Here is a 23,757-nt window from a genome sequence, read left to right as displayed (position 1 = left end):
GATGCTCATGCTCATCCTCCCAAACCAAGCGCCAGCCGGCGCGGACCGCTGAGCCGGGTGTTGCCCGTGCTCGAAGAAATGCTGGCCAGCACCGGCAGCTCCAGCATCTGCACCAGGTCCTCGGCGGAGCGCACGCGGCGGTTCGCCAGTTCCAGCAGCAAGGCGCAAGCAATACCCAGCAGGGTGCCGCCGAAGGCGGCAATCAGCAGGTTGACCAGCAGCCGCGGGCTGGACGGGTTGACGGGCGCCGTCGCGGCATTGAGACGCACCACATTGGTCTGGTTGGTCAGGCTCTGCAGGCGCGTCTGCGAAGCGCTCTGGCTCACGGTCTCATAAGCGCGCTGGGCCGACTCGACGTCGCGGCGGTAGACGTTGAGCTCGTCGCGCTGCTTGTTCAGGGCCAGCACGCGGGCCTTCTGCGCGCCGACCGCACCCTGCAGTTCGCGCTCGCGGTCCTTGCCGACGCGGTAGGTGGTTTCGATGGAGGCATTGATGCGCGCGGTTTCGCTGGCCAGGCGGCTCTTGAGCGCGGCCAGCTCGGACTCGGCGCGCTGGCGCTCGGGGTGGTTCTCGCCCAGGCGCACGCTGACTTCCTGCACCTTGGCCTCCTGCCGCGCCACGTCGGCCTTCAGGCCGTTGATCAGCGGGCTTTGCATCACCTCGGCGATGGTGTCGCCGCGCGAGCCGCGCTTGCTCTGGCTGTCGGTGGTGTCGCCCTGCACCGTGGTGAGCTGCGAGGACAGCTCCGCCAGCTTGGTGGTTTCGTAGTCCACGCGCTCGTCGCTGCTGACGATGCCGGCCTTTTGCTGGTATTCCGAGAGCCGGGCCTGGGCTTCTTCCAGCTTGGCGCGCGAGGCCTTGGTCTGCTCGTCAAACCATTCCGCGTAAATGCGGGCCGGTTCGGTCTTCAGCGCCAGGTTGATGTCCAGGTAGGCCTGGGCAAAAGCGTTGGCGACGTTCGCGGCTTCTTCGGGCTCGCTGCCCTTGTAGGTGATGTTGATCACGTTGCTTTCGCGCGCGGGCCGCACGTCCAGGCGCTTTTGCAGCGAATCGGCAAGCCAGCCTTCCAGCGTGCCGCGGCCTTCGGTCGCCTCCATCCAGCGCTCCTTGGTACGCGGGTTTTCGTCGAGCTTGAGCATCTTCACCACGCGTTGGGCCACGCGGTCGCCGCCGATGATGTCCACCTGCGTGGCCATATAGCTGGGGGCCACCAGGCCCTGTATGGGCGCGCTGCCGGCTCCGGCCACCGGATCGGGCGAGCGCACGTCGACCAGCACGGCGGTCTGGGCCGTGTATTTTTTCGGCAGCACCAGGCTGACCGCCAGCGCCGCGGAGATCGCCAGCAGGATGATCAGCACCGCCACCTTGTAGCGGGCGCGCAGTATCAGTAAAAATTGATGGAGTGTCATGGCTTTCCAGTCATGGCTGTTTAGAAAAGGCTTTCGCGGACGTAGATCACGTCCTCGGGGCGAACCAGGTCGTTGAGGTTGGGCGTGGTTTCCACGACCTTGCCCGCGGCATCGCGGCGATGCAGCTTCAGGCGGTTCTGACTGCCGCGCACGGTCGGGCCGCCGCCCTGGGCCAGCGCCTGCATGACCGTCATGCCGCGCTCGATGCGGTAAGGGCCGGGGCGCTGCGCCTCGCCGTAGATGTAGAACATGGGGGCCTTGTTGACGTACAGGGTGTCGCCGCCGGCCAGCACGATGTCCTCATCCGATTTTTCATTGAGAAACAGCGCCGGGATGTCTATCACCTTGCGAAACGGCTTGCCGTCGCGCTGGCCGGTGACGATCAGCACGTCGTCGCCGGTCGGGGTGGTGCCGCCGGCGGCGGCCAGCATGTCGCTGACGCGGGTGTTGAAGGTCTCCAGCGGGAAACGGCCGGGCCGGCTCACCTGGCCCAGCACCGCCACCTGGTTGCCGCGCACCTGGCGCAGCACGATGTTGACTTGCGGCACCTTGACGAAGCCGCCGCTTTTCAAGGCATCACCGATCTTCTTTTCCGCCTCGGAGATCGTCAGCCCGCCAAGCTGCACGCTGCCTATCAGCGGGTAACTGATCACGCCGCTTTCAGAGACGCGCGCATCGATGGACAGATCGGGGCTTTGGTACACCTGCACGCCGATGGCGTCACCCGCGCCCAGGCGATAGTCCTGGCTGTTGGGCAAGGCGGGTGTGGCCGACACCGCGGGTGGTGCTACCGGGCTGGTCGTTGCCGCAGCCTGCAAGGCCGGCGGGGCGACCGGCGAGGCGGGCGCCTGCGGGGTTTGCGCCCACAGCGGTGCGGCCGCCGCGCACAGCAGCAGGTTCAACAGGTATCGGGTCATGGGTTTCAAGTTCAGCGGGTTCATCTTGTCGCCTTTGGGGAAAGCAGGGATTCAGGAAAGCTCGGGAAAAGCGGAAAAAAGCCGGTCAGGAGAAGGTTTGCTCAAAAGCTCGCGTCGGCCGACAGGCCGAAGGAGTTGCTCTTGTAGTCAAAGCCCGGCTCGTTGGACTTGCGCCTGTCGCTTTGCACCGAAGCGGTCAGCTTGAGCGCACGCATGGCCTGCCATTCGAGGGCCAGGGACAGCAGGTTGGTGGTGTCGCGGCGGTTGCTGGCGGCAAAGCCCGGCAGCGGCCCCTTGAAGTCGCGCGCGCCGTGGTCGTAACGCAGGCGCACCGCGGTTTTTTCGCTGGGCTTCCAGGTCGGTGCGACAAAGAATCGCCAGCCCTCGTAATAGCTGGCGGTGTTGGTCTGATAGCTGGCCAGCTCGCGCACCAGGCCGCCCGCCAGCGTGGTCTTGGGCGTGAGGGCCCAGGCCGCGTCGAGCTGGCCGGTCACGCCGGAAAAATCCCGCGCCCCCAGGCCGTCGTGGTCGCGATCCAGGTACGCGACCTTGGCCCGCAGCGTGGTCTTGGCGCTGGGCGCCCAGTCAAAGCGGAACTCATGCTCGCGGTCCGTGAAGTTGCCGGCGATCCCCGGCGACAGGAAGCGCCCCGGGTACTCGCCCTTGCCTTCCCTGAAGCGGTAGGCCATGGAGGTGCCGGACGGGTAGACATAACGCACGCCGCCCTCGGCGCCGTGGATTTTGGAATCGGCCTCGAAGGTGTTGGGCTGGCTGTTGGAGCTGGTGCGCTCGAACAGCCCGCCCACCAGGCGCCAGGCGCCGTCGAGTTCGTACTCGGCATCAAAAATGGTGGAGCGGTTGGTGCGGCGGTTGATCTGCCCCGCGCCCTGCACGTCGGCATAGGTGTCGACATACTCGCGCCTGTCGCTGGTCAGGTTGCCGTGCAGCCTGGGCGTGAAGCTCCAGCGCCAGGCGGCCGCGTAGTTCACCGCCGTGAAATCCAGGTAGGAAAAGCGGCTGTACTGGTGGTCTTCGATATTCGCGTCGAATTCGAAACGCTGCAGCCCATAGGGCTTGTTGATCTTGAAGCCCGCCGTGGTCACCGCCACGTTGTCGTCGCGCTCGGGCCTGCCGAGCACTGCCTGCGTATTGGCGGAGTCGGACAGCCGGAACACATTGCTGTCGTGCGTCACGCTTTGCCCCAGCCGGAACTGCAGCGTGTCCAGGTCGTCGGCCTGCGCGGCCAGGGGAAACAGGCCCAGCAGCAGGAGCGGAATCGGGAGGAGTCTGGAATGGGGACTCAAAGCAAGCCCTCCGCGCCGGAAACGGCAAAAGTCTGGAAGTGGCTGCGCCCACCGCATGGAACGGCAACCGCAGGGGGGTCAAATGAAGATAGCGGATTCATGATGGGGAGGCGATAGTCCTTTTGTCCTATTGGCTGCGGCCCTGTCGGACTGGCGGATTCGCGCTTTTTTCCTTTCTTTTTTGTTTTTCCGGTTTCAACAAACTTCAGTAAGCCGCGCCATCCTTGAAGACCAGGCGAATGGTTTTCAGGATGATGAAAAAATCCAGTTGCAGCGACCAGTTGCGCAGGTAGTCCAGGTCGCAATCGATGCGCGACTGCATCTTGTCCAGCGTGTCGGTTTCGCCTCGCTGGCCGTTGACCTGGGCCCAGCCCGTGATGCCGGGCCTGACCTTGTGGCGCACCATATAACCCTTGATGAGCGAGCGGTACATCTCGTTGTGCGCCACGGCGTGCGGGCGCGGGCCGACGATGCTCATGCGGCCCTGCAGCACGTTGACGAACTGCGGCAGCTCGTCGAGCGAGGTCTTGCGCAGGATGGCACCCAGGCGGGTGACCCGCATGTCGTTCTTGCTCGCCTGGCGTATGGTGCCGCCGTCCTCGGTGACGGCCATGGAGCGGAATTTGTAGACCAGGATCTGCTCGCCGTCCAGGCCGTAGCGGCGCTGCTTGAAAATGACCGGCCCCGGCGAGTCCAGCTTCACCAGCAGGGCGATCACCAGCATGACGGGGAAGATCAGCAGCAGGATCAGCAGCGACAGCACGATGTCGCTGGCGCGCTTGAGGAAACCGTTGACGCCGCGGAAGGGTGTGTCGCAGACCGAGATCACCGTGACGCCGCAGACCGTGTCGCTGCGGCCCTGGATCAGGTCGGTGATGAACATGTCGGGCACAAAGTAGATCGAGGCGGTGGTGTCCTTGAGCCCGTCCAGCACCTGCAGGATGCGCGGGCGCGAGGCCATGGGCAGCGACAGGTAGATGAACTGGATGCGGTGCTGCTTGACGTAGGCCGGCAGGTCGTCGATTTTTCCGACCAGCCGGTGCTCGTCCTGCGCTTCCCTGCGGTCTTCGCCGCGGTCGTCGAAAAAGCCCTTGAGCTCTATGCCCGAGTAGGCCGAGCCGGCGATGTTCCGGGCCAGCGACACGCCCTGCTCATTCATGCCGACGATGACCGCCCCGCGCGGCGGCCCCTGCAGTTTCAGCAGCTGCGGCGCCGCGGCCCTGAGGGCCAGGTGCGCGCCGGCCTGGGCCACGGGCGCGACCCACAGCCAGTGACTCAGCACGGTCATGGAAAACTTGTGGAAATACTCCGTCACATAGCCCGTCAGCAGCAACAGGCCGGCGATCCATAGCCAGTGAAAGGCGATTTTCGAGAACACCTTCCATACCGGCAGGCGCAGCTGGGAACTGCCCGGAAAGGTCAGCGAGAACACGATGACGGACAGGATCAGGTAGGCGGGCCGGACCGAGCCTTCGAAATAAAACGCCAGGGCCCACAGCGAGAACACCAGCACCAGCGGATCCAGCCCGGCTTCGACAGCGGTGAACAGGTGGCTGCGGCCCAGCCCCATGGAGCGCGGTTCGCGCTGGTTGAGCCAGGCGGACGCCGAGTTGAGCTGGTTTGCTTCAGCCATACATGCCGACCCTTGTTACTTTGGAAACCGCCTGCGCGCGGTTGAAGACATTGAGCTTCTGGAAGATGCGCTGCATATGGTTCTTCACGGTGAAGCCGCTGATGTTGAGAATGGCGCCTATTTCGGAATTGGTTTTGCCCATGGCCACCCAGGCCATGATCTGGGTCTCGCGCTCGCTCAGGCCGCTGGCGTCCTCGGCCGGGCCGCGCATGGCGGCGGGCCGGCGCTGCTGCGGCAACGGCGTCATCTGGCGCAAGGCGGCATCCACGCTGGGCATCAGCATGCGCAGGGCCGTGCCGCAAGGCTCGGCCGGGATGTCGCCCGCGCTCATGAATACATACAGGCACTCCTGCTGCGCCCGCTCGTCCTGCAGCCCGTGGATCAGCACCGTGCGCATGCCGCGCAGGCTGCCCGGGAAGGAACCCGGCAAGCTTGCCTGGCCCAGCAGGTATTCGAATTCGCTGAAGTCCAGCCGGCAGGGTTGGCGGTCGGCGGCCAGCCAGCGCTCATGGAACTTGCCTAATAGAAAGGGCAGCCCGTCCGTGCCCGCGGCGTAGGAGCGCGCACCGGGAAGCCTGGACACGACGTCGTGCTGCAGGGCGCCCTGCTGAAAATCGCCCCAGCCCGCGAGCAGGATGTCGTGGGGAAGGAGTTGCTGCACGTCGCCCTGAAGCCAGGCCAGCAGTTCGGCATGCCGCGTGATGGCCGTGCCTTGCACGAGCAGCGCCGCATAGCGCGTGGAATCTTCGCTTGAAAGCGGAGTGTGAAAAGTCATTTCCGGATGTCACTTCCTGTGTGTTTGCCCCGCGAAATCGCCAGGTGACGGCGCTGCGGAAACAGCTGATTGAGGATCGAACACATCTGCGGGAGACGCCATGCGCCAAGCGAGACAGTTGATGTAGGAGATGAACCCAGTTTAGGGTTTTCCCGATTGATTCATTTGACAGAAGAGCGGCGGATTCGTTGCAACAACGTAACAGCTGTGCGCTGGATGTTGGATGCCGCGCAAAACGATACTGCTTGCAACAGTTTGCTTTTTTGCGGGCCTGAAGTTGCAGCCTTGCTTGATTACGCTCTAGGCATCTCCCGCATTGATCTCATTGATCCATTCATCATTCGGCGCTTCAACGCGCACGCGCGGCCCGCGATCCGGGTGGCGGGATTTCATGCACCATGAAGAAAGGAACCCGCATCCGATGACCGGCCAGAAAATGAAACGCAGTCTTGAGGTGGACACGTTGAGGGGCATTGCCTGCGTCCTGCTGGTCCTGTTTCACGTGGTGGGAGACACCCCCAGCGTCGGATTGAGGATTCCGGAAGGCCACTGGCTGCAGGTCTTCAACGAAGCGCTGGCCTACATCCGCATGCCGCTGTTCTCCTTTATCTCGGGCTATGTTTACGGCTTTCGGCCCTACCAGGGCAACGCCCCGGGCTTCATCAAGGGCAAGGTGCGCAGGCTGCTGCTTCCGCTGATCACGGTGGGAACCATTTTTGCCGTCGTGCAGGCGCTCACGCCGGGCGCCAACAATGCCGTGGATCGCTGGTGGCTGCTGCACATCGTGCCGGTAGGACATTTCTGGTTCCTGGAAGCGCTGTTCATCGTCTTCCTGGTCGTGGTCCTGCTCGAGCACTTCAAGGCGCTGTCAACGCCGGCCGGCTTCGCGCTGGCATGGGCCCTGAGTGCGGTGCTGTTCGACTACTTCAGCCCGCCGAATTATTTTGCCGCCCAGGGCGCCGTCTACCTCTTGCCCTTCTTCCTCGCGGGGCTGGCCTGCAAACGCTTCGAGATCAGCGGACCGGCGGCACGCGGCATCGCGGCGGCCGTCTTCATCTGCGCCGCGACCGCGGCCATGCTGCTGCCGCAGTATTCCGAACAAGGCAACTCCATGGCCGCGCTGGGCCTGGGTGTCTGCAGCGCCTTTTTGCTGCTGCGCAGCGGCTGGAGCTCGCCCCGCCTGGCCTATGTCGGCTCTTATTCGTTCGCAATCTACCTGCTGCACGTGTTCTTCACCGCGGCAAGCCGCATCGTCTTGAAGAAAATAGGCGTCACGGATATCTATGTGCTGATGGTGGCGGGCCTGGCCGCCGGCCTGGCCGGGCCGATTGTGTCGGCGCTGCTCATCAGCCGCTCCCCGGGCCTCAACCTCTGGCTGCTGGGCACAACCAGTGCCGGGCCCAAGGCAAAAGCAAAAACAGCGCCGGCCTGACACAGCCGCCTGGTTTGCGCCTGCGCGTTATCCGCCTGACGGCGGTAACACCTTTGCGCTATAAGGGTAACAACCTTTTACAGGACTCACCCCTGTGCGCATGGCGAAGTTGTACCAACAAAAATGGCTGTGGATCCGGCTGCCCATGGCGCTTGCCGCCGCAGCCATGGCCACGGGCCTGTGGCTGTTCGCCTATCCCATGCCGCCCGCGCAACTGAGCATTACCACGGCCGGCGCGGACGGCGCCTACTATCTCCATGCCCAGCGCTATGCCGAAAAACTCGCGGACCACGGCATCACGCTCAACATCCAGACCTCGGCCGGTTCGCAGCAAAACCTGGAGCGCCTTCGCCAGGCCGTGAATCCCTCGGACCTCGCCCTGATGCAGGGCGGCTTCGGTTACCTGGGCAGCTCACTCGAAAGGCGCGACCGCAGCCGCGTCGAAACCCTGGTCAATGTGGACGTGGAACCGGTGTGGGTTTTCACGCGCGGCCGCGAAATCGATTCGCTCAACCAGTTGCAGGGGCTGCGCGTGGCCATAGGCCCCGAGGGTAGTGGAACCCGCAAGGTGGCGCTCAAGCTGCTGGAGCAGGCGAGGATGGAGGCCAGGGACCTGACGCTCTCCCCGTTGACCAGCAGCCCGGCCGTCCAGGCCCTGCGGCAGGGTGCTGTCGACGTGGTCTTCATCGTCGCGGCGCCCGAGTCCTTTGTGGTGCAGAACATGCTGAGCCTGCCGGGCATCCACATGGCGAACATCCGCAAGTCCGCCGCCATCACCGAGCGCAACCCCTACCTCGAGTCGCGCCTGCTGGCGCAGGGCACGCTGGACGCGCGGCTGCCCCCTCGCGACATCACGCTGCTGACCACCTCGGCCAGCCTGGTGGCGCGCGAGGGCCTGCACCCGGCCCTCAAGCGCCTGGCCATCGCGGTGGCCATGGACGTCCACGCCGGCGGCGGACTGTTCCACCGCGCCGGAGACTTCCCTTCGCTGCGGCGCATCGACTTTCCCACCGCACGCGAGGCGCGCGAAACCCTGACCCACGGCCTGCCCTGGCTGGAGCGCGTGCTGCCCTTCTGGTGGGCCCAGGTCGCCGAGCGCATCCTGCTGATCGTGCTGCCGGTGGCGCTGCTGGCCCTGTGGCTGATGCGCCTGGTCCCGGCCTACCTGCGCTGGGTGCTGGAAAGCCGCGTGAACCGCTGGTATGGCGAGCTCAAGTTCATTGAAAACGACCTGGGCCAGGAATCGCTCTCGGGGCTGGACCTGACGCGCTTCCTGGTACGCCTGAACGGCATCGACAAGGCCATGATGGCTTTTGTCACGCCCCGCGACCTGATGGCGCGCTGCTACACGCTGCACCAGCACATCGAATTCGTGCGCCAGCGGCTGTACCGGATGCGGGGGCGATAAGGGCGATGAAACTGCTGTTGCTGTACCGCCGGCGCTGGTGGCTGTTCTATCTGCCGGTGCTGCTGTGCACGGCCCTGGCCTTGTGGTGGTCGGCCACCCGATGGAAAGTGCTGCCGCCCGCCGAAGTGGTCATAGGCGCGGGTTCGCCGCAGGACGGCTACTCCATGCTGGCGCAGCGCTATGCCGAGCAGCTCGAGCGCATGGGCGTGCGCGCCGAACTCGTGTATTCGGACACGCAAAAAGGCTCGCTGGAGCGGCTGGGCCGGCCGGGTGACGCCACCAGCATTGGTTTTGCCCAGGGCATTTATGCCGGCGCCGACACCGGGGTGCAGGCGCTGGCCGTCGTGGGCCAGGAGCCGGTGTGGGTTTTTTCCACCACGGGCGGGCCTTTGTCGCTGGCGCAGGCCAGGGGCTTGCGCATCGCGGCGGGGCCAACCTCGTCCTCATCCTTCATGGCGGCCAGGCTGATGCTGGCGCACGCCGGCGTGCGGCCCGCGGACGTGCAGTTCGACAGCAGCGCCGGCGTGGCGGCCGCCAACGCGCTGATCGACGGCAAGGTCGACCTGGTGTTCCATGTCGCCGGTGATGACTCGCAGGCCGTGCAATTACTCACGCGCAGCAGCGGCATCCAGCTGCTGGGTGTCGAACACGCGGGCGCGCTGGCCGCCCAGAACCCGCGGCTGCAGCCGCTGCTGCTGCCGCAGGGTGCGATCGAGCTGCGCGGCGACATCCCGCCCAAGGACCTCACGCTGATGAGCCTGCAAACCCACCTGCTGGTGAGGCAGGACGTGCACCCTGCCCTGCAGCGCGCCCTGCTGGACGCCGCCGTCGAGATCCACGAGATACCGAACTTTTTGCAGCGCCACGGCCAGTTCCCGAGTTTTCGCGGCAGCGACTTTCCGCTCTCCGCCACGGCCCGCGGCTACAGCCTGGGCGCGCGCCCCTGGATGGAAACCCTGCTGCCCTACCGCACGGCCCAGTACGCCGAGCTGGTCTTCTACGCCATCCTGCCGCTGCTGGGCATCGCGCTGTTGATGCTGGCCTGGATCCCCAGGCTGTTCGACTGGCGCATCAACTCCGCCCTGAACCATTTTTACGGCGACCTCAAATTCCTCGAGAGCGAGATGGACAGCGTCGCCGCCGACAACCCCGTGGCGCTGCGGCGGCTGCTGGAACGGCTGGACAACATAGAGCGGCAGGTGGTGTCGCTGGATCTGCCCGACGAATTTTCCGAGCGCTGGTATACCTTGCGCGAGCACATGGCTGCAGCGAGCGACCGGTTGCTCAAGCTCAGGGCGCGCTAAGGCGCGAAAACGCCGTTCGCACTAAACTGCGAAACCCACCGGGCAACAGGCTGCGGTGGATAACAACAGAGACTGAGGCAAACGTTCCTATGAACATCGTCATCACCGGCGGCGCCGGATTCCTGGGAGCCAGGCTGGCTCGCCAGCTGCTTGAACAAGGGAAGCTTTCCCTAGCAGGTGGCGCGCCGCAAACCATCAAGACCCTCACACTGGTCGACCGGGTTGCCCCACCCGCCACACTGACTGCGGACGGACGAGTGCGCGCAGTCGTCGGCGACCTCAACCAGCTCCTCGAAGCCAGCGATAAAACATTACAGGTCGTGCGCACCGACGACGCCCTCGTCTTTCACCTCGCCGCCGCCGTCAGCGGCGAATGCGAGGCCGACTTCGACCTCGGCATGCACAGCAACGTCGATGCCACGCGCGCGCTGCTGCAGGCCTGCCGCACGCTGGGCACCTCGCCCACCGTGGTGTTCGCGAGCTCGCTCGCGGTGTTCGGCAACTCGCCGGCGCAGCCCTTGCCGCCGGTGATTGACGACAGGACGCTGCCTACGCCGCAGAACAGCTATGGCATCCAGAAATTCATCGGCGAGCAGCTGGTGGCGGACTATGCGCGCAAAGGTTTCATACGCGGGCGCAACGTGCGGCTGATGACCGTCAGCGTGCGTCCGGGCAAACCCAACGGCGCGGCCTCCAGCTTTCTGAGCGGCATGATCCGCGAGCCGCTGGCGGGCCTGCGCGCAGCCTGCCCGGTGCCGCCCGACACCGCCGTGGCCCTGTCGTCCCCCGCGCGAACGATTGAAGGGCTGGTACGCGCGGCCGAAGCCGGCGACGCCGAATGGGGCGCGCGCACGGCCGTCAATCTGCCGGCGCTGAAAACCACCGTGGGCGAGATGGCCGCGGCACTCGAACGCGTGGCCGGCAAAGAGGCCTCCAGCCTGATCGACTGGACATCCGACCCGGCCGTCGCCGGCATCGTGACGAGCTGGCCGGCCACCATAGACGCGGCGCGGGCCCGGGGCCTGGGCCTCTTGCCCGACAAGGACTTTGACAGCATCATCGCTGCGCACTTAAGCGAAAACCCGCGCATCGCGCCCGAGGCGATGACGCAATAATAGGTGTGCATACGGCTGGCTGCATATCGCAGTCGCGGATTTTCTAAACACAACGATTATTTGGAGACACCATGAAAATTTCAAAACTGCTGGTCGGCATGGCTTTGGGCCTGGGAATCATCGCATCGGTGAGCGCGCAAAGCACCATGCGCATCAGCATTTCCACAGCCCAGAACTCGCACCAGGGTGTTGCGATCGATACCTTCGCCAGGGAAGTCGAGAAACGCACAGCCGGCCGCTACAAGATCCAGACCTTCTACAACGGCGCACTGGGCGGCGAGCGCGAATCCATCGAGGCCGTGCAACTGGGTACCCAGGAACTGGCCTTCTCGTCCACCGGCCCGGTGCCCAACTTCGTGCCCGAGACCAAAATCCTCGACGTGCCCTTCCTGTTTCGCGACAAGGCGCATGCGCGCGCCGTGCTCGACGGCCCCATCGGCCAGGACCTGCTGACCAAATTCGACGCCAAGGGCTTCAAGGCGCTGGCCTGGGCCGAGAACGGCTTTCGCCACATGACCAACAGCAAGCGCGACGTGAAGCTGCCGGAAGACCTGAAGGGGCTGAAGATGCGCACCATGGAAAATCCGGTGCACATCGCGGCCTACAAAGGCCTGGGCATCATCACCACGCCCATGGCCTTCCCTGAGGTGTTCACCGCGCTGCAGCAAGGCACCGTCGACGGCCAGGAAAATCCCCTGTCGGTGATCATGTCCGCCAAGTTCGACCAGGTGCAAAAGCACCTGTCGCTGACCGGCCACGTGTATTCGCCCTGCATTTTCCTGATGAACAAAGCCTCCTTCGACAAGCTCAGCGCCGCCGACAAAACGGCCTTCATCGACGCGGCCAAGGAAGCGACCAAAGCCAACCGCGCCCGCGTCGACCAGGACGACGCCAACGGAGTGGCCGATCTGCGCGCCAAGGGCATGACCGTGATCGAGAACGTCGACAAAGCCAGGTTCGTGGCCACGCTGGCGCCCGTCAATGCCGAATTCGAAAAGCAGTTCGGCAAGGCCAACATCGACGCGATCCGCAACTACAAGTAAGGGTGCGCAGGCTGCGGTTTTCGCCACGGTTTGCAGCATCCGGTGTCGCTGAATACGCCCGCAGGCATCGTACTGGCGGGCGTTTTCCATCTACCTTCCCCTATCCATCGGCCCTCTCATGAAACAAGCTTTCCTCAAACTTGAACGATGGACCACCGGCTTTTCCATGCTGGTGGCCTGCCTGATGCTGGTCATCGCCTCGGCGCTCGGAATGTTCCAGATCGTCACGCGCTTTGTTCTTGAGCAGCCCGCCGAGTGGAGCGAAATCCTGATCCGCCTGAGCCTGATCTGGATGGTGTTCATGGGCATCCCGATGGCTTTCCGGCAAGGCGCCATGGTCAGCGTGGACGTGCTCTACCGCTGGAGCCCGCCGCGCGTGCGGCGTGTGCTGGACTGGCTGGTCTGCCTCGCCGCCCTGGCGCTGATCGCTGTGATCGTCTGGTGGGGTTGGGACTATTCACTGCGCGGACGGGTGCAGTCCATGGCGGGCCTGGAGGCCATCTCGATGTTCTGGGGTTACGTGGCCATGCCCGTGGGCGGCATGTTTGCCGTGGTCGGCATCATCGGCAACCTGATCGACCCGCAGCGCAACGAACTGGAGACGGCGCAATGACTGCGGTGATGATTTCAACCATGGTGTTGTGCTTTGCGCTCACCGTCTCCGTGGCCGTGTCCATTGGCCTGGCCTCCATCTTCGGCATCCAGGCGTCCAACGCCAACATGCTGATCTCCGTCAAGGAGATGTTCTCTTCCATCAACAAGTTTCCGCTGGCCGCCATCCCTTTCTTCATCCTGGCCGGCAACCTGATGGAGACCGGCGGCATCTCGCGCAGGCTGGTCGAATTCGCCAAGAGCATTGTGGGCGGCGTCCAGGGCGGCTTGCCCATGACCTGCGTGCTGACCTGCATGATTTTCGCGGCCGTGTCCGGCTCGTCGGTGGCCACGACGTTTGCCATAGGCGCCATCCTGATACCGGCGCTCATCAAGCACGGTTACCCCACCGCCTACGCCGCGGCCCTGCAAGCCACCAGCGCGGAATTGGGCGTGATCATCCCGCCGTCCATTCCCATGATTCTTTACGGCGTGAGCGCCGAGGTCTCCATCGGCGAACTCTTTATCGCCGGCTTCGGCCCGGGCTTGCTGATCGGCTTCGCCCTGATGCTGTTCGTGCACCTGTACTGCCGCTGGAAGGGCTGGGGCAAGCATGATGGCGACGGCCGCCTGGGCTTCGGCAAGGCAACCTGGCAGGCGGGCTGGGCGCTGCTGATGCCGGTGATCATCCTGGGCGGCATTTACGGCGGGATTTTCACGCCGACCGAGGCGTCCGCGGTGGCGGTGTTCTACGCGCTGGTCGTCGGCGTCGTGATCTACCGTGAAATCAAGCCGGCCGACCTCTACGCCATCCTGCGCAAGTCGGTGCTCTCCAGCGCCGTGATCATGTTCATCATCGCCAACGCCGGGCTGTTCGCCTTTTTGATCACCCGGGCCGGCGTGCCGGATGCCATCGGCCACTGGCTGGAAGCCGTGCTGCAGTCGCCCGCCCTCTTCCTGCTGGGTGTCAACGCGGCGCTGTTCATCATCGGCATGTTCATAGAGACCAGCGCCGCCATCATCGTGCTGGCACCCATCCTGGCGCCGGTGGCCGTGCATTTCGGCATAGACCCGGTGCACTTCGGGCTGGTGATGGTGGTCAACCTCGCGCTGGGCATGATCACACCGCCTTTCGGCGTGAACCTGTTCGCGGCCTGCACCGTCGCCAGGATATCGTTGGACCGCATCGTGACCCACCTGGTTCCCTTTGTCCTGGTCATCCTGGCCTGCCTGATGGTGATCACTTACGTCCCGCAGCTTTCGCTGGGCCTGCGCGACCTGGTCTACGCGAAATAGTTTTTCAGGCGGGGTTTCACGCGCCTGTCATCTGCGCAGGCCATGCTCTGGCATTCATTGGAGGATGAAATCCATGCAGCTCCACAAAACCGACCGCGCCCGCGCCGAGCTCAGGCCCGGCGTGAGAACGCTTGGCCAGCGCGAGCGCACCCTGCTGCTGATGGCCGACGGCAGCAAATCCGCCCAGGATTTCCGGCCGTTGTTTGACGGCGACGGCGAAGCGATCGCCCTGCGCCTCCTGCGCGAAGGCTTTCTGGAGGCGCATCCGGGTAAAACGTCCGCGCCCGCCGCGGCACCAGTTCCCCCACCCAAACCCACGCCGGCCCAGCTGCAGAACTTCCCCAGCCCCGAAACCACCCAGGCCATCCAGGTCTCGGCCGACCAGTTTGAGGGCAAGCGCTCGCTCGCCACGACGCGCATGTTCCTCTTTGACATCTGCGAGCGCATGTTCGCCCGCCGCAACCCCGAGATGGCTGAGCGCTTTCGCGAAGCGCTGCGCAATGCCAAGGACCGCGAGAGCATGCTCACGGCTTCACGCGACATGATCGAGGAAATCGAGAAGATCGCGGGCCACGAGCGCGCCGACTCCATCAGCGAGCGCATCGCCATGCTGCTGCCGCAGTACATAGATATAGCGGCCTAAGTTACACTTGCCGGGTCAGGAGAGAGTTTTCCCCGGGAAAACCGCCGAAGGCGCACGTACACCCCCTTTTGGTGCACTGAACGCTCAGGCAAAAGGACTGGCAACCGCCCTGCGGCGCACCACGCGGCAGGGCGTTCCCTACTGGAGAGAGGCCGCCGCAAAGACGGCCCACCGAAGGAGCAAACCCGCATCGCCGGGCGAATCTCTCAGGTAAAGTGGACAGCAGGGGCAACTCATGGATCCAGAACCTGTTTGCCCCCCGGAGAATGCCTTGTCCGATTCGTCCACCTCTTCCGCCGCCCCTGAAACCCTGCTGAAAACGCCGCTGCACGCGCTGCATGTGGAATTGGGCGCGCGCATGGTGCCTTTCGCGGGCTATTCCATGCCGGTGCAATACCCCGCGGGCCTGATGGCCGAGCACCACCACACACGCCAGGCCGCCGGCCTTTTTGACGTCTCCCACATGGGCCAGCTGCGCCTGGTGGGCGCCGACGCCGCGGCGGCGCTTGAATCGCTGATCCCGGTCGATGTGCTGGACCTGCCCGCCGGCAAGCAGCGCTACGGCCTGCTGCTCAATGACGAAGGCGGCATCATCGACGACCTGATGTTCTTCAACCGCGACTACGCGAACGGCGGCGACCTGTTTGTCATCGTCAACGGCGCCTGCAAGGTGGGCGACATCGCGCACATCCAGGCAAAAATCGGCGCGCGCTGCCAAGTCATCCCCATGCCCGAGATGGCGCTGCTGGCGCTGCAGGGCCCACAGGCCGTCACCGCGCTGCAGCGCCTGGCGCCCGGTGTCGAAAAATTGGTGTTCATGACCGGCGGGCGCTTCACGGTGGCCGGCTGCGACTGTTTCCTCACCCGCAGCGGCTACACCGGCGAAGACGGTTTTGAGATTTCCGTGCACGGTTCGCAGGCCGAGACGCTGGCGCGCGCGCTGCTCGCCCAGCCCGAGGTCAAGCCCATAGGCCTGGGCGCACGCAACTCGCTGCGCCTGGAAGCGGGCCTCTGCCTCTACGGCAACGACATCGACACCACCACCACGCCGGTGGAAGCCAGCCTCAACTGGGCCCTGCAGAAAGTGCGGCGCACGGGCGGCGCACGCGCGGGGGGATTCCCCGGCGCGGACAAAATCCTGGCCCAGCTGGCCGACCCCGCCACGCTGGCGCGCAAACGCGTGGGACTGGTGGCGCTGGAGCGCGTTCCCGTGCGCGACCACACGGAACTGCAAAGCACCGACGGCACAAAGATTGGCGAAGTCACCAGCGGCCTGCTGGGCCCGACCATCAACCAGCCGGTGGCCATGGGCTATGTGAAACCCGAATTCGCCGCCCTGGGCACACGCGTGAACGCCATCGTGCGCGGCAAGGCCGTGCCCATGGAGGTCGCGGCCATGCCTTTTGTCCCCAACCGTTACTACCGCGGATAACCGTGGTTAAGCGCGGCTAAAGCCTTCTTTCCCCACCCCTCAACCCCTCCGGAGATTCTCATGACCGTCAAATACACCGAAGACCACGAATGGCTCAAGATTGAAGGCGACACCGCCACCGTCGGCATCACCGTGCATGCGCAGGACGCGCTGGGCGATGTGGTGTTTGTGGACCTGCCCGCCGTGGGCACGAGCTTCGCGCAAAAGGAAACCGCCGGCGTGGTCGAATCGGTGAAAGCCGCCGCCGACGTCTACATGCCCGTAAGCGGCGAAGTGACCGCCATCAACGAAGCCCTGAAGGACGACCCGTCCCTGGCCAACAGCGACCCCATGGGCGCCGGCTGGTTCTTCAAGATCAAGCTGTCCGATCCTTCGCAGCTCGATGCGCTGATGGACGAAACCCGCTACACCGCCTTCGCCGCCTGATTTCCCGGCCGACTTTTTTCTGACTCCTGCTGCCAAGCCCGACACGGAACCCGACATGTTGATGCAAACCGCCAAGCCCCTGGGCGACCTTGAAAACCCTTCCGAATTCATCGCCCGCCACATCGGCATCGACGAAACCGACGAAGTCCACATGCTCGGCGTCGTGGGCTCGGCCTCGCGCCGCGAACTGGTCGAAGGCATTGTTCCGCGCTCCATCGCGCGCAGCACGCCCATGGCCATCCCGGCCCCGGTGACGGAAGCCGCTGCGCTCAAGCAGCTCAAGGCCATCGCGGCCAAGAACAAGGTATTCAAGAACTTCATAGGCCAGGGCTACTACGGCACCTACACGCCGGGCGTGATCCTGCGCAACATCCTCGAGAACCCCGCCTGGTACACCGCCTACACGCCTTACCAGGCCGAGATCTCGCAGGGCCGCATGGAAGCGCTGATCAATTTCCAGACCATGGTCTGCGACCTGACCGGCATGCCCATCGCCAACGCCTCCATGCTCGACGAGGCCACGGCCGCCGCCGAAGCCATGACACTGGCCAAGCGCAGCGTCAAAAGCAAGAGCAATGTCTTCATCGTGGCGGGCGACTGCCATCCGCAAACCATCGAAGTGATACAGACCCGCGCCAAACCGCTGGGCATCACGGTCAAGGTCAGCACGGCGGCCGTCACGGTGCCGCAGCTGATGGCCGAGGGCGACTACTTCGGCGTGCTGGCCCAGTACCCGGCCACCACCGGCAGCATCCATGACCTGCGCCCGCTCGCGGGCCAGGCCCACGTGGACGGCGCGGCCCTGTGCGTCGCGGCCGACCTGCTGGCGCTCACCTTGCTGACGCCGCCCGGCGAATGGGACGCCGACATCGTGCTGGGCAACACCCAGCGCTTCGGCATGCCCATGGGCAACGGCGGCCCACACGCGGCCTACCTCGCCTGCCGAGACGAATTCAAGCGCTCGTTGCCGGGCCGCCTGGTCGGCGTCAGCGTCGACAGCCACGGCAACCCGACCTACCGCCTCGCGCTGCAGACGCGCGAGCAGCACATACGCCGCGAAAAAGCCACCTCCAACATCTGTACCGCGCAGGTGCTGCCGGCCGTCATCGCCAGCATGTATGCCGTCTACCACGGCCCGCAGGGCCTCAAGCGCATCGCCGAGCGCGTGGCGGCCTACACCGCCGTCTTTGTGCGCGGCCTGCAGGAGCTGGGCTACGAAATCACCAACACCGGCGCCTTCGACTCCGTGACCGTGAAGACCGGCGACGCGACCAATGCGATTGCCGAGCGCGCGCGCCAGGCCGGCGCCAACCTGCGCTTTCGCCTGAACAACCACCTGGGCGTGTCTCTGGACGAAACCACCAGCCGCAAGGACATCGAACTGCTCTGGTCCTTCTTCGCCAAGCCCGGCCAGACGATTCCCGTGGTCAGCGCCTTCGAAAAAGGCGTGGAATCACTCATCCCCACCGAGTTGCGCCGCGCAACACCTTTCCTCACGCATCCGGTGTTCAACACCCACCATTCCGAAACCGGCATGCTGCGCTACATCCGCATGCTCAGCGACAAGGACCTGGCGCTGGACCGCAGCATGATCCCGCTGGGCAGCTGCACCATGAAGCTCAACGCGACCAGCGAGATGATCCCCATCACCTGGCCCGAGTTCGCCAACATCCATCCCTTCGCGCCCGCCGACCAGCTGCAAGGCTATGCCGAGCTCGACAAGCAGTTGCGCGACTGGCTGTGCCAGGCCACCGGCTATGCCGGCATCAGCCTGCAGCCCAACGCCGGCTCGCAGGGCGAGTACGCGGGCCTGCTGGCCATCAAGGCCTTCCACGAAGCCAAGGGCCAGGGCCACCGCAACATCTGCCTGATCCCGTCCTCGGCCCACGGCACCAACCCGGCCAGCGCGCAGATGGTGGGCATGAGCGTGGTCGTGACCGCCTGCGACGCGCGCGGCAACGTCGACATGGCCGACCTCAAGGCCAAATGCGAACAGCACAGCGACAAGCTGGCCTGCGTGATGATCACCTACCCGAGCACGCACGGCGTGTTTGAAACCCAGGTGAAAGAGCTCTGCGCCATGGTGCACAGCCACGGCGGCCGTGTCTACGTGGACGGCGCCAACATGAACGCACTGGTCGGCGTGGCCGCGCCCGGCGAGTTCGGCGGCGACGTGAGCCACCTGAACCTGCACAAGACCTTCTGCATCCCGCACGGCGGCGGCGGCCCGGGCGTGGGCCCGGTCTGCGTGGTGGCCGACCTGGTGCCCTACCTGCCCGGCCACGCGACGGCGGGCATTCCCGGCAACGGCGTGGGCGCCGTCTCGGCAGCGCCTTTGGGCAATGCCGCGGTGCTGCCCATCAGCTGGATGTACTGCCGCATGATGGGCCCCGAGGGCCTGACGCAGGCGACCGAGGTCGCCATCCTGAGCGCCAACTACATCAGCTCGCGCCTGAAGGATCACTACCCGACGCTGTACGCCAGCGAAAACGGCCACGTGGCCCACGAGTGCATCCTGGACCTGCGCCCGCTGAAAGACACCAGCGGCGTCAGCGCCGAGGACGTGGCCAAGCGCCTGATGGACTACGGCTTCCATGCACCCACGCTGAGCTTTCCCGTACCCGGCACGCTGATGGTGGAACCCACCGAAAGCGAAACCCTGGCCGAGCTGGACCGCTTCATCGACGCGATGATCGCGATACGCGACGAGATCCGCAAAGTGGAAGCCGGCCAGTGGCCGCAGGACAACAACCCGCTCAAGCACGCACCGCATACCGCGGCCAGCCTGCTGGGCGCCGACTGGGACAGGCCTTACTCGCGCGAAACCGGCGGTTTCCCGCTGGCCTCGCTCAAGCAGGTGAAGTACTGGCCGCCCGTGGGCCGGGTCGACAACGTCTACGGCGATCGCAACCTGTTCTGCAGCTGCGTGCCGGTGAGCGATTACGCCTAGGACCTGTCAACACTGTGTTGGCAGGTTCTGACGCCCAGATCGTCCTGATCGTCGTGGGCGCGGCGGCGGCGGGCTTTGTCCAGGGCCTGTCGGGCTTTGGCTTCAGCCTGGTCGCCATGTCTTTCTGGGCCTGGGCCATCGACCCGAAACTGGCGGCCGTCATGGCGGTGTTCGGCGGGCTGGCAGGCCAGCTCATGGCGGCCTTCACGGTCAGCCGCAACACCGACTGGAAGCGCCTGCTGCCGTTTCTGGCAGGCGGCCTGCTCGGGCTGCCCCTGGGTTTGCTGCTGTTGCCGCAGCTTGACGTCCAGTTGTTCAAGCTGTTTCTCGGCGTGCTGCTGGCGGCATGGTGCCCGGCCATGCTGTTTTCGGGCAAGCTTCCGCGCATTCACCATGGAGGGCGCATTGCCGACGGCGCGGCAGGCGCCACCGGCGGTTTCATGGGTGCCTTGGGCGGCTTCAGCGGCGTCATTCCGACGCTGTGGTGCACCCTGCGGGGCTACGACAAAGCGGACCAGCGCGCCGTCATCCAGAACTTCAACCTGGCGGTACTGACCGCCACCATGGCCAGCTACGGAGCGGCCGGCCTGGTCACCCGCGAGACGCTGCCCATGCTGGCCATCGTGGCGCCCGCGGCGCTCATTGCGGCCTGGCTGGGCGGACGGCTTTACACGGGTATCAGCGACCTGGCCTTTCGCAGGCTGGTGCTGAGCCTGCTGACCTGCTCCGGCCTGGCCATGCTGGTCTCATCGGTGCCGGAGTTGTTGCGGCGAATCGGGTAGGCGGCGCATGTCATTTCAAGAGGAACGGGAGCTGGCCCGCAACTCGCGAATGGCTTTTATCATGGTGGGCGCCAGCATATTCCAGTGCAAGGCCCGCAGCGACCGGCGGTAACGCAGCCCGCTGCCCCCCACGGATGCCGACACCAGCTCCAGGGGATCGCTGACCACGCACAAAAGCCGCTTGATCATGGGGTCCTGCTCGCTGGGCTTGCCGCCCAGGAAGGCGTCGTTCTTCCCGTCCCACAAAAGCTGGGCGTTGACGTGTATCCCCCAGCCGCATGCCCAGCCGTTCGCTTTGAGGTGTTCAAGGGCGGCAGCCACGTATTCGGCATCAAAAATGAAGGTGTCGGTGCGCACCCAACGGCCCAGCCAGATTTCCGCCAGCGGGCGCGCCGCCGGCGTGGCTCTTGGGATCAGGCCGCGCAGCATTTCGCCGTTCATCTCCATGTAGCGCACCCGCGCCGGGATGCCGGCGGAGCGCATCAGCGCGATCAGCAGGGTCACCTTGTCGTCGCCGTCGCCTCCGCGCGTCTCGAGCACGTCGCGGGCCGTCGGGTATTGGAGCTTGACCCGCTTGGTATAAGGCAGGTGCTTGACGAAGCGATAGATGGCCAGTGCCTTGTCCCGGTCGGTGCGGCACAGCTGGACCAGCGCGCGAGCCTTCAGGCGCAGCTTGGTGTCGTCCAGGTCCAGCAGCGGCGTCGTGCCGAGCCAGTCCTGCGGCCGGTCGCTGACTCTTTTATTCAGCCGGCGGGGCGGATCGAATTGTGCGGCAAGTGCCACCATGGGGCCACCACGGAGTGAATCGTTCACGCATGGTAACCCCGCAGGCGCAATTTCGGCGAATTTCGGCGCCACGTCCGGGCGCTGAGGGCCTGGCTCCTTCTTCCCCGGAGAGAAGGCAAACATCAGGGCTCGCGACCTTGGATGTTGCATCGCAGCATGCCATCAAAAGCGCGTGGCCAGCCAGCGCTTCATGAGCCCGTGCACAAGGCGCCCCCGGTTTCGACCAAGGCATTGCGCAACTGGGCCTGTGCGATGGGCAGTCGCAGCGCCACGGCGCGCTCTACCACGGGTGCCAGGCGGCGCAGCTTCTTCTGCGCGTGGTCTTTGGCAATGTCGGCCAGGCGGTGTTCCAGAAACGGGTTGAGCAGGCGGTCGCGCAATTCCGCGAGGTAGGCGCGGGCCTCGGGGCCTGTGCCCTCGGCGTCAAATACCGGCAGCACCTCGTCGGCCCACACGGCCTCCAGCAGGGTGCGCAGCGCCGGGGTATGCATGGCCTGCACCACGGTCATGTCGGCGGCACCGCCCATCAGCCGCCAGCGCTCGGCCAATACCGTGTGACCCAGGTTCAGCAGCCAGAGCTTGCGTTGCTCGAATGGGGCCAGTGCATCCGTCACCACCAAGGCCGGGTGGCGGCAAGGAAGTACCATGCGCGGCTGGTGCTCGATGGCCCACAGCGCATAGGGCTCGGCCACCGCACCGGCGGGCTCCAGTGGGGACGACACGATGCGGTCCACCAGGGAATTGACCCACACGCAGTGCTCCAGCACATAGCGAAGGAAGGCGGGGGCACCGCCCCAGTTCTGCGCCAGCGTGGCTACCAGCTTGCGCAAGGTGTCGCCGTTGCGGCTGACCAGTTCGCAGGGGTACAGCGTCAGGGGAGCCTCCGGTTGCCGCTGCCAGCGGTGATGCAAAAGCGCCACCAGCTTGGCCGGGTAGCTGCGCGGCGCCGTCGTGGGGCTGTGCAGCAGCGCCGCGGTGTCGGAGTCGTCCAGTGCATAACCCGTATCCGCAGTGTTGGAGATGATGACCTGCACGCTGGTGGCCATGGCATCGCGCAATTGCGTCCAGTCGCGGCGAGCATGCCAGACGGCCTGCACCGCGTTCACCTGCACGGTTTCCTCGATACGCCGGCCCTGTTGCATGCCACGCAATTCCACGCGGTAGCCATGTGCCAGGGCCGCGGCGCGCGCGCTGCTCTGCGGGCTGTCCGTGCTCTGCACGACGGTAATGCCGCCCAGTGCCTGGCCTTGGGCCAGGGCCTGGGACACAAACAGGTCCGCATGCGCCTGCAGAAAGCGCCCGGTGCCGAACTGGAGGATGGGCGTGCTCACATGCAGGCTCCGCTTAGCATTCGATCAGCGCCTTGACCACGCCCTGCGTGGGATCCAGCAGGGTGGCGAACTGGGCGGGTACATCGGCCAGAGCCATGCGATGGGTGTTGAGTGCCGCGGTGGGAATCTTGCCGCTGCGCATCGCCTCAAGCACCGTTTCGAAGTCCTCCATGGTGGCATTGCGGCTGCCCAGCAGCGTCGCCTCGCGTTTGTGAAATTCCGGATCGGCGAACGTGATGTTGTCCCGCACTATCGACACCAGCACATACTTGCCGCCATGGGCAATGAACTGGAAGCCGCGTTCCATGGCCCTTGCGTTGCCCGTGGCGTCGAAAACGACATCGTAAAAATCTCCATCGGTCAGCGCGCGCAGCTGGTCCAGGTCGTTGTCGGCGATCAAGACACCCGCATGCGCACCCAGGTGTTGTTTGCAAAAGTCCACCCTCTCCTTTCGCGTGTCCAGCGCTGTGACCTGGCCGCCACGCAGGCCGGCGAACAGCAGGGAGGCCATGCCGATGGGGCCCGTCCCGACCACCAGTACACGCTGGCCGGGCTGCACGTCGGCGCGGCGCACGGCGTGGGCACCAATGGCCAGGAATTCCACCATGGCGGCCTGGTCCAGTGAGACACCCTCCGCCTTGCGCACAAACTGCGCGGGTACGTTGAGATACTCGGTGAAGGCGCCGTCGCGGTGCACGCCCAGTACCTGGATGTGGACGCAGCAGTTGGTCTTGCCCTGGCGGCAGGCGACACACCGGCCGCACGACAGGTAAGGCATGACGAAGACGGCGTCGCCGGGCTGAAGAGGGCTGCCCGCGGGAGCTTCCTCCACGGTACCCGCGACTTCGTGGCCCATGACGCGTGGATAGGCCAGGAAGGGTTGCGTGCCGGTGAAGATGTGCAGGTCGGTGCCGCACACCCCCACCCGGCGGATGCGCAGCAGCACATCGCCTTCGTTGCGGATGGGCATGGCCGCTTCGAGCGCGCGCAGCACGCCGGGAGTTTCGCAAATGACTGTCAGCATGGATGTCCTTGAGTGGAAGTGGTTAGTCAATATGGAATACGGATTCCATGGCGGCCCAGTGCTCGCCCGGGCTGCGGGTTTGAAGGGGGCGCTGGCAGGGGCCGCACAGGGCCCACCAACGCTGCGTTTGTGCATCGGCGGCGATAGCCGCCATGT

22 protein-coding genes and 2 riboswitches are annotated in these 23,757 nt (G+C 65.2%); of the genes, 13 read left to right on the top strand and 9 right to left on the bottom strand.

Features of this window, described 5'->3' with window-relative positions; genetic code table 11:
* Window positions 1-11 precede the first annotated feature (11 nt).
* The 5 genes from epsF to epsA all read right to left on the bottom strand — a co-directional run bounded on the left by epsF (window position 12) and on the right by epsA (window position 6,038).
* Entirely contained in the window at window positions 12-1,409 is a 1,398-nt protein-coding gene (epsF, locus tag PMI15_RS11870; RefSeq protein WP_007868733.1) for a chain length determinant protein EpsF, read from the bottom strand.
* A gap of 20 nt (window positions 1,410-1,429) precedes the next feature.
* Window positions 1,430-2,326: a polysaccharide export protein EpsE gene (gene epsE, locus PMI15_RS11865; RefSeq protein WP_157214601.1), complete on the bottom strand. Its 897-nt coding sequence runs from the start codon at window positions 2,324-2,326 to the stop codon at window positions 1,430-1,432.
* Between the two features lie 101 nt (window positions 2,327-2,427).
* A complete protein-coding gene (gene epsL, locus PMI15_RS11860; RefSeq protein ID WP_007868731.1) occupies window positions 2,428-3,630 on the bottom strand; it encodes an XrtB/PEP-CTERM-associated polysaccharide biosynthesis outer membrane protein EpsL in 1,203 nt (400 codons plus the stop codon).
* A gap of 205 nt (window positions 3,631-3,835) precedes the next feature.
* On the bottom strand, window positions 3,836-5,263 hold the full coding sequence (locus tag PMI15_RS11855) for an undecaprenyl-phosphate glucose phosphotransferase (RefSeq protein WP_007868730.1): 1,428 nt from the start codon (window positions 5,261-5,263) through the stop codon (window positions 3,836-3,838).
* The gene (epsA, locus tag PMI15_RS11850) at window positions 5,256-6,038 is read right to left on the bottom strand and encodes an XrtB/PEP-CTERM-associated transcriptional regulator EpsA (RefSeq protein ID WP_007868729.1); all 783 of its coding nucleotides are present in this window, start codon (window positions 6,036-6,038) and stop codon (window positions 5,256-5,258) included. The genes PMI15_RS11855 and epsA overlap by 8 nt, the downstream gene beginning before the upstream one ends.
* 69 nt (window positions 6,039-6,107) lie before the next feature.
* Here epsA and PMI15_RS24770 point away from each other — a divergent pair, with 69 nt between their 5' ends.
* From PMI15_RS24770 to PMI15_RS11790, 13 genes are all read left to right on the top strand, one after another.
* Window positions 6,108-6,440, top strand: a complete 333-nt coding sequence (locus tag PMI15_RS24770; protein WP_157214599.1) for a hypothetical protein — start codon at window positions 6,108-6,110, stop codon at window positions 6,438-6,440.
* Between the two features lie 34 nt (window positions 6,441-6,474).
* Window positions 6,475-7,470, top strand: a complete 996-nt coding sequence (locus tag PMI15_RS11845) for an acyltransferase family protein (RefSeq protein ID WP_238541111.1) — start codon at window positions 6,475-6,477, stop codon at window positions 7,468-7,470.
* 100 nt (window positions 7,471-7,570) lie between these two features.
* Window positions 7,571-8,878, top strand: a complete 1,308-nt coding sequence (locus PMI15_RS11840; RefSeq protein WP_007868727.1) for a TAXI family TRAP transporter solute-binding subunit — start codon at window positions 7,571-7,573, stop codon at window positions 8,876-8,878.
* Window positions 8,879-8,883: 5 nt separating this feature from the next.
* On the top strand, window positions 8,884-10,182 hold the full coding sequence (locus tag PMI15_RS11835; protein ID WP_007868725.1) for a TAXI family TRAP transporter solute-binding subunit: 1,299 nt from the start codon (window positions 8,884-8,886) through the stop codon (window positions 10,180-10,182).
* Window positions 10,183-10,271: 89 nt separating this feature from the next.
* On the top strand, window positions 10,272-11,297 hold the full coding sequence (denD, locus tag PMI15_RS11830; protein WP_007868717.1) for a D-erythronate dehydrogenase: 1,026 nt from the start codon (window positions 10,272-10,274) through the stop codon (window positions 11,295-11,297).
* A 71-nt stretch (window positions 11,298-11,368) separates the two neighbouring features.
* The gene (locus tag PMI15_RS11825; RefSeq protein ID WP_007868715.1) at window positions 11,369-12,340 is read left to right on the top strand and encodes a TRAP transporter substrate-binding protein; all 972 of its coding nucleotides are present in this window, start codon (window positions 11,369-11,371) and stop codon (window positions 12,338-12,340) included.
* 118 nt (window positions 12,341-12,458) lie between these two features.
* Window positions 12,459-12,953, top strand: a complete 495-nt coding sequence (locus tag PMI15_RS11820; protein WP_036838645.1) for a TRAP transporter small permease — start codon at window positions 12,459-12,461, stop codon at window positions 12,951-12,953.
* A complete protein-coding gene (locus PMI15_RS11815) occupies window positions 12,950-14,227 on the top strand; it encodes a TRAP transporter large permease (RefSeq protein ID WP_007868711.1) in 1,278 nt (425 codons plus the stop codon). The genes PMI15_RS11820 and PMI15_RS11815 overlap by 4 nt, the downstream gene beginning before the upstream one ends.
* Before the next feature lie 73 nt (window positions 14,228-14,300).
* Complete coding sequence (locus PMI15_RS11810) at window positions 14,301-14,870, top strand: hypothetical protein (protein WP_007868709.1); 570 nt, start codon at window positions 14,301-14,303, stop codon at window positions 14,868-14,870.
* A gap of 14 nt (window positions 14,871-14,884) precedes the next feature.
* A riboswitch (glycine riboswitch) is annotated at window positions 14,885-14,972 on the top strand.
* Between the two features lie 29 nt (window positions 14,973-15,001).
* A riboswitch (glycine riboswitch) is annotated at window positions 15,002-15,103 on the top strand.
* Window positions 15,104-15,105: 2 nt separating this feature from the next.
* Entirely contained in the window at window positions 15,106-16,302 is a 1,197-nt protein-coding gene (gene gcvT, locus PMI15_RS11805) for a glycine cleavage system aminomethyltransferase GcvT (protein ID WP_081499601.1), read from the top strand.
* 60 nt (window positions 16,303-16,362) lie between these two features.
* Window positions 16,363-16,728 carry a glycine cleavage system protein GcvH gene (gene gcvH, locus PMI15_RS11800; protein ID WP_007868705.1) on the top strand — a complete coding sequence of 122 codons (366 nt, stop codon included), beginning with the start codon at window positions 16,363-16,365 and terminating at the stop codon, window positions 16,726-16,728.
* Window positions 16,729-16,783: 55 nt separating this feature from the next.
* Window positions 16,784-19,678 carry an aminomethyl-transferring glycine dehydrogenase gene (gene gcvP / locus PMI15_RS11795; RefSeq protein WP_007868704.1) on the top strand — a complete coding sequence of 965 codons (2,895 nt, stop codon included), beginning with the start codon at window positions 16,784-16,786 and terminating at the stop codon, window positions 19,676-19,678.
* A gap of 14 nt (window positions 19,679-19,692) precedes the next feature.
* A complete protein-coding gene (locus PMI15_RS11790; protein ID WP_007868703.1) occupies window positions 19,693-20,460 on the top strand; it encodes a sulfite exporter TauE/SafE family protein in 768 nt (255 codons plus the stop codon).
* Window positions 20,461-20,475: 15 nt separating this feature from the next.
* On the opposite strand, the gene PMI15_RS11785 is transcribed toward PMI15_RS11790, so the two are convergent.
* From PMI15_RS11785 to PMI15_RS24375, 4 genes are all read right to left on the bottom strand, one after another.
* Window positions 20,476-21,246, bottom strand: coding sequence for a transglutaminase family protein (locus PMI15_RS11785; protein ID WP_007868702.1), 771 nt, complete (start codon window positions 21,244-21,246; stop codon window positions 20,476-20,478).
* 188 nt (window positions 21,247-21,434) lie between these two features.
* Window positions 21,435-22,577, bottom strand: a complete 1,143-nt coding sequence (locus PMI15_RS11780; RefSeq protein ID WP_007868701.1) for a D-mannonate oxidoreductase — start codon at window positions 22,575-22,577, stop codon at window positions 21,435-21,437.
* 13 nt (window positions 22,578-22,590) lie between these two features.
* The gene (locus PMI15_RS11775) at window positions 22,591-23,601 is read right to left on the bottom strand and encodes a zinc-binding alcohol dehydrogenase family protein (RefSeq protein WP_007868700.1); all 1,011 of its coding nucleotides are present in this window, start codon (window positions 23,599-23,601) and stop codon (window positions 22,591-22,593) included.
* A gap of 22 nt (window positions 23,602-23,623) precedes the next feature.
* Window positions 23,624-23,755 carry an L-rhamnose mutarotase gene (locus tag PMI15_RS24375; protein WP_081499599.1) on the bottom strand — a complete coding sequence of 44 codons (132 nt, stop codon included), beginning with the start codon at window positions 23,753-23,755 and terminating at the stop codon, window positions 23,624-23,626.
* Window positions 23,756-23,757: the final 2 nt, after the last annotated feature.

It is taken from the genome of Polaromonas sp. CF318 (genome assembly GCF_000282655.1).
Taxonomy (GTDB): domain Bacteria; phylum Pseudomonadota; class Gammaproteobacteria; order Burkholderiales; family Burkholderiaceae_C; genus Polaromonas.
Note: the sequence above shows the minus strand (reverse complement) of the source record. Positions and strands in the feature narration are given on the sequence as shown.

Bases quoted from the DNA above. Each gene is read 5' to 3' on its own strand.
- PMI15_RS11825 (WP_007868715.1), top strand. From the start codon at position 11,369: ATGAAAATTTCAAAACTGCTGGTCGGCATGGCTTTGGGCCTGGGAATC.
- gcvP (WP_007868704.1), top strand. From the start codon at position 16,784: ATGTTGATGCAAACCGCCAAGCCCCTGGGCGACCTTGAAAACCCTTCC.
- epsE (WP_157214601.1), bottom strand. From the start codon at position 2,326: ATGACCCGATACCTGTTGAACCTGCTGCTGTGCGCGGCGGCCGCACCG.
- PMI15_RS11775 (WP_007868700.1), bottom strand. From the start codon at position 23,601: ATGCTGACAGTCATTTGCGAAACTCCCGGCGTGCTGCGCGCGCTCGAA.
- denD (WP_007868717.1), top strand. From the start codon at position 10,272: ATGAACATCGTCATCACCGGCGGCGCCGGATTCCTGGGAGCCAGGCTG.
- epsF (WP_007868733.1), bottom strand. From the start codon at position 1,409: ATGACACTCCATCAATTTTTACTGATACTGCGCGCCCGCTACAAGGTG.
- PMI15_RS11785 (WP_007868702.1), bottom strand. From the start codon at position 21,246: ATGGTGGCACTTGCCGCACAATTCGATCCGCCCCGCCGGCTGAATAAA.
- PMI15_RS24375 (WP_081499599.1), bottom strand. From the start codon at position 23,755: ATGGCGGCTATCGCCGCCGATGCACAAACGCAGCGTTGGTGGGCCCTG.
- PMI15_RS11845 (WP_238541111.1), top strand. From the start codon at position 6,475: ATGAAACGCAGTCTTGAGGTGGACACGTTGAGGGGCATTGCCTGCGTC.
- epsA (WP_007868729.1), bottom strand. From the start codon at position 6,038: ATGACTTTTCACACTCCGCTTTCAAGCGAAGATTCCACGCGCTATGCG.
- PMI15_RS11855 (WP_007868730.1), bottom strand. From the start codon at position 5,263: ATGGCTGAAGCAAACCAGCTCAACTCGGCGTCCGCCTGGCTCAACCAG.
- PMI15_RS11810 (WP_007868709.1), top strand. From the start codon at position 14,301: ATGCAGCTCCACAAAACCGACCGCGCCCGCGCCGAGCTCAGGCCCGGC.
- PMI15_RS11815 (WP_007868711.1), top strand. From the start codon at position 12,950: ATGACTGCGGTGATGATTTCAACCATGGTGTTGTGCTTTGCGCTCACC.
- PMI15_RS11840 (WP_007868727.1), top strand. From the start codon at position 7,571: ATGGCGAAGTTGTACCAACAAAAATGGCTGTGGATCCGGCTGCCCATG.
- gcvT (WP_081499601.1), top strand. From the start codon at position 15,106: ATGGATCCAGAACCTGTTTGCCCCCCGGAGAATGCCTTGTCCGATTCG.
- gcvH (WP_007868705.1), top strand. From the start codon at position 16,363: ATGACCGTCAAATACACCGAAGACCACGAATGGCTCAAGATTGAAGGC.
- PMI15_RS11820 (WP_036838645.1), top strand. From the start codon at position 12,459: ATGAAACAAGCTTTCCTCAAACTTGAACGATGGACCACCGGCTTTTCC.
- PMI15_RS11835 (WP_007868725.1), top strand. From the start codon at position 8,884: ATGAAACTGCTGTTGCTGTACCGCCGGCGCTGGTGGCTGTTCTATCTG.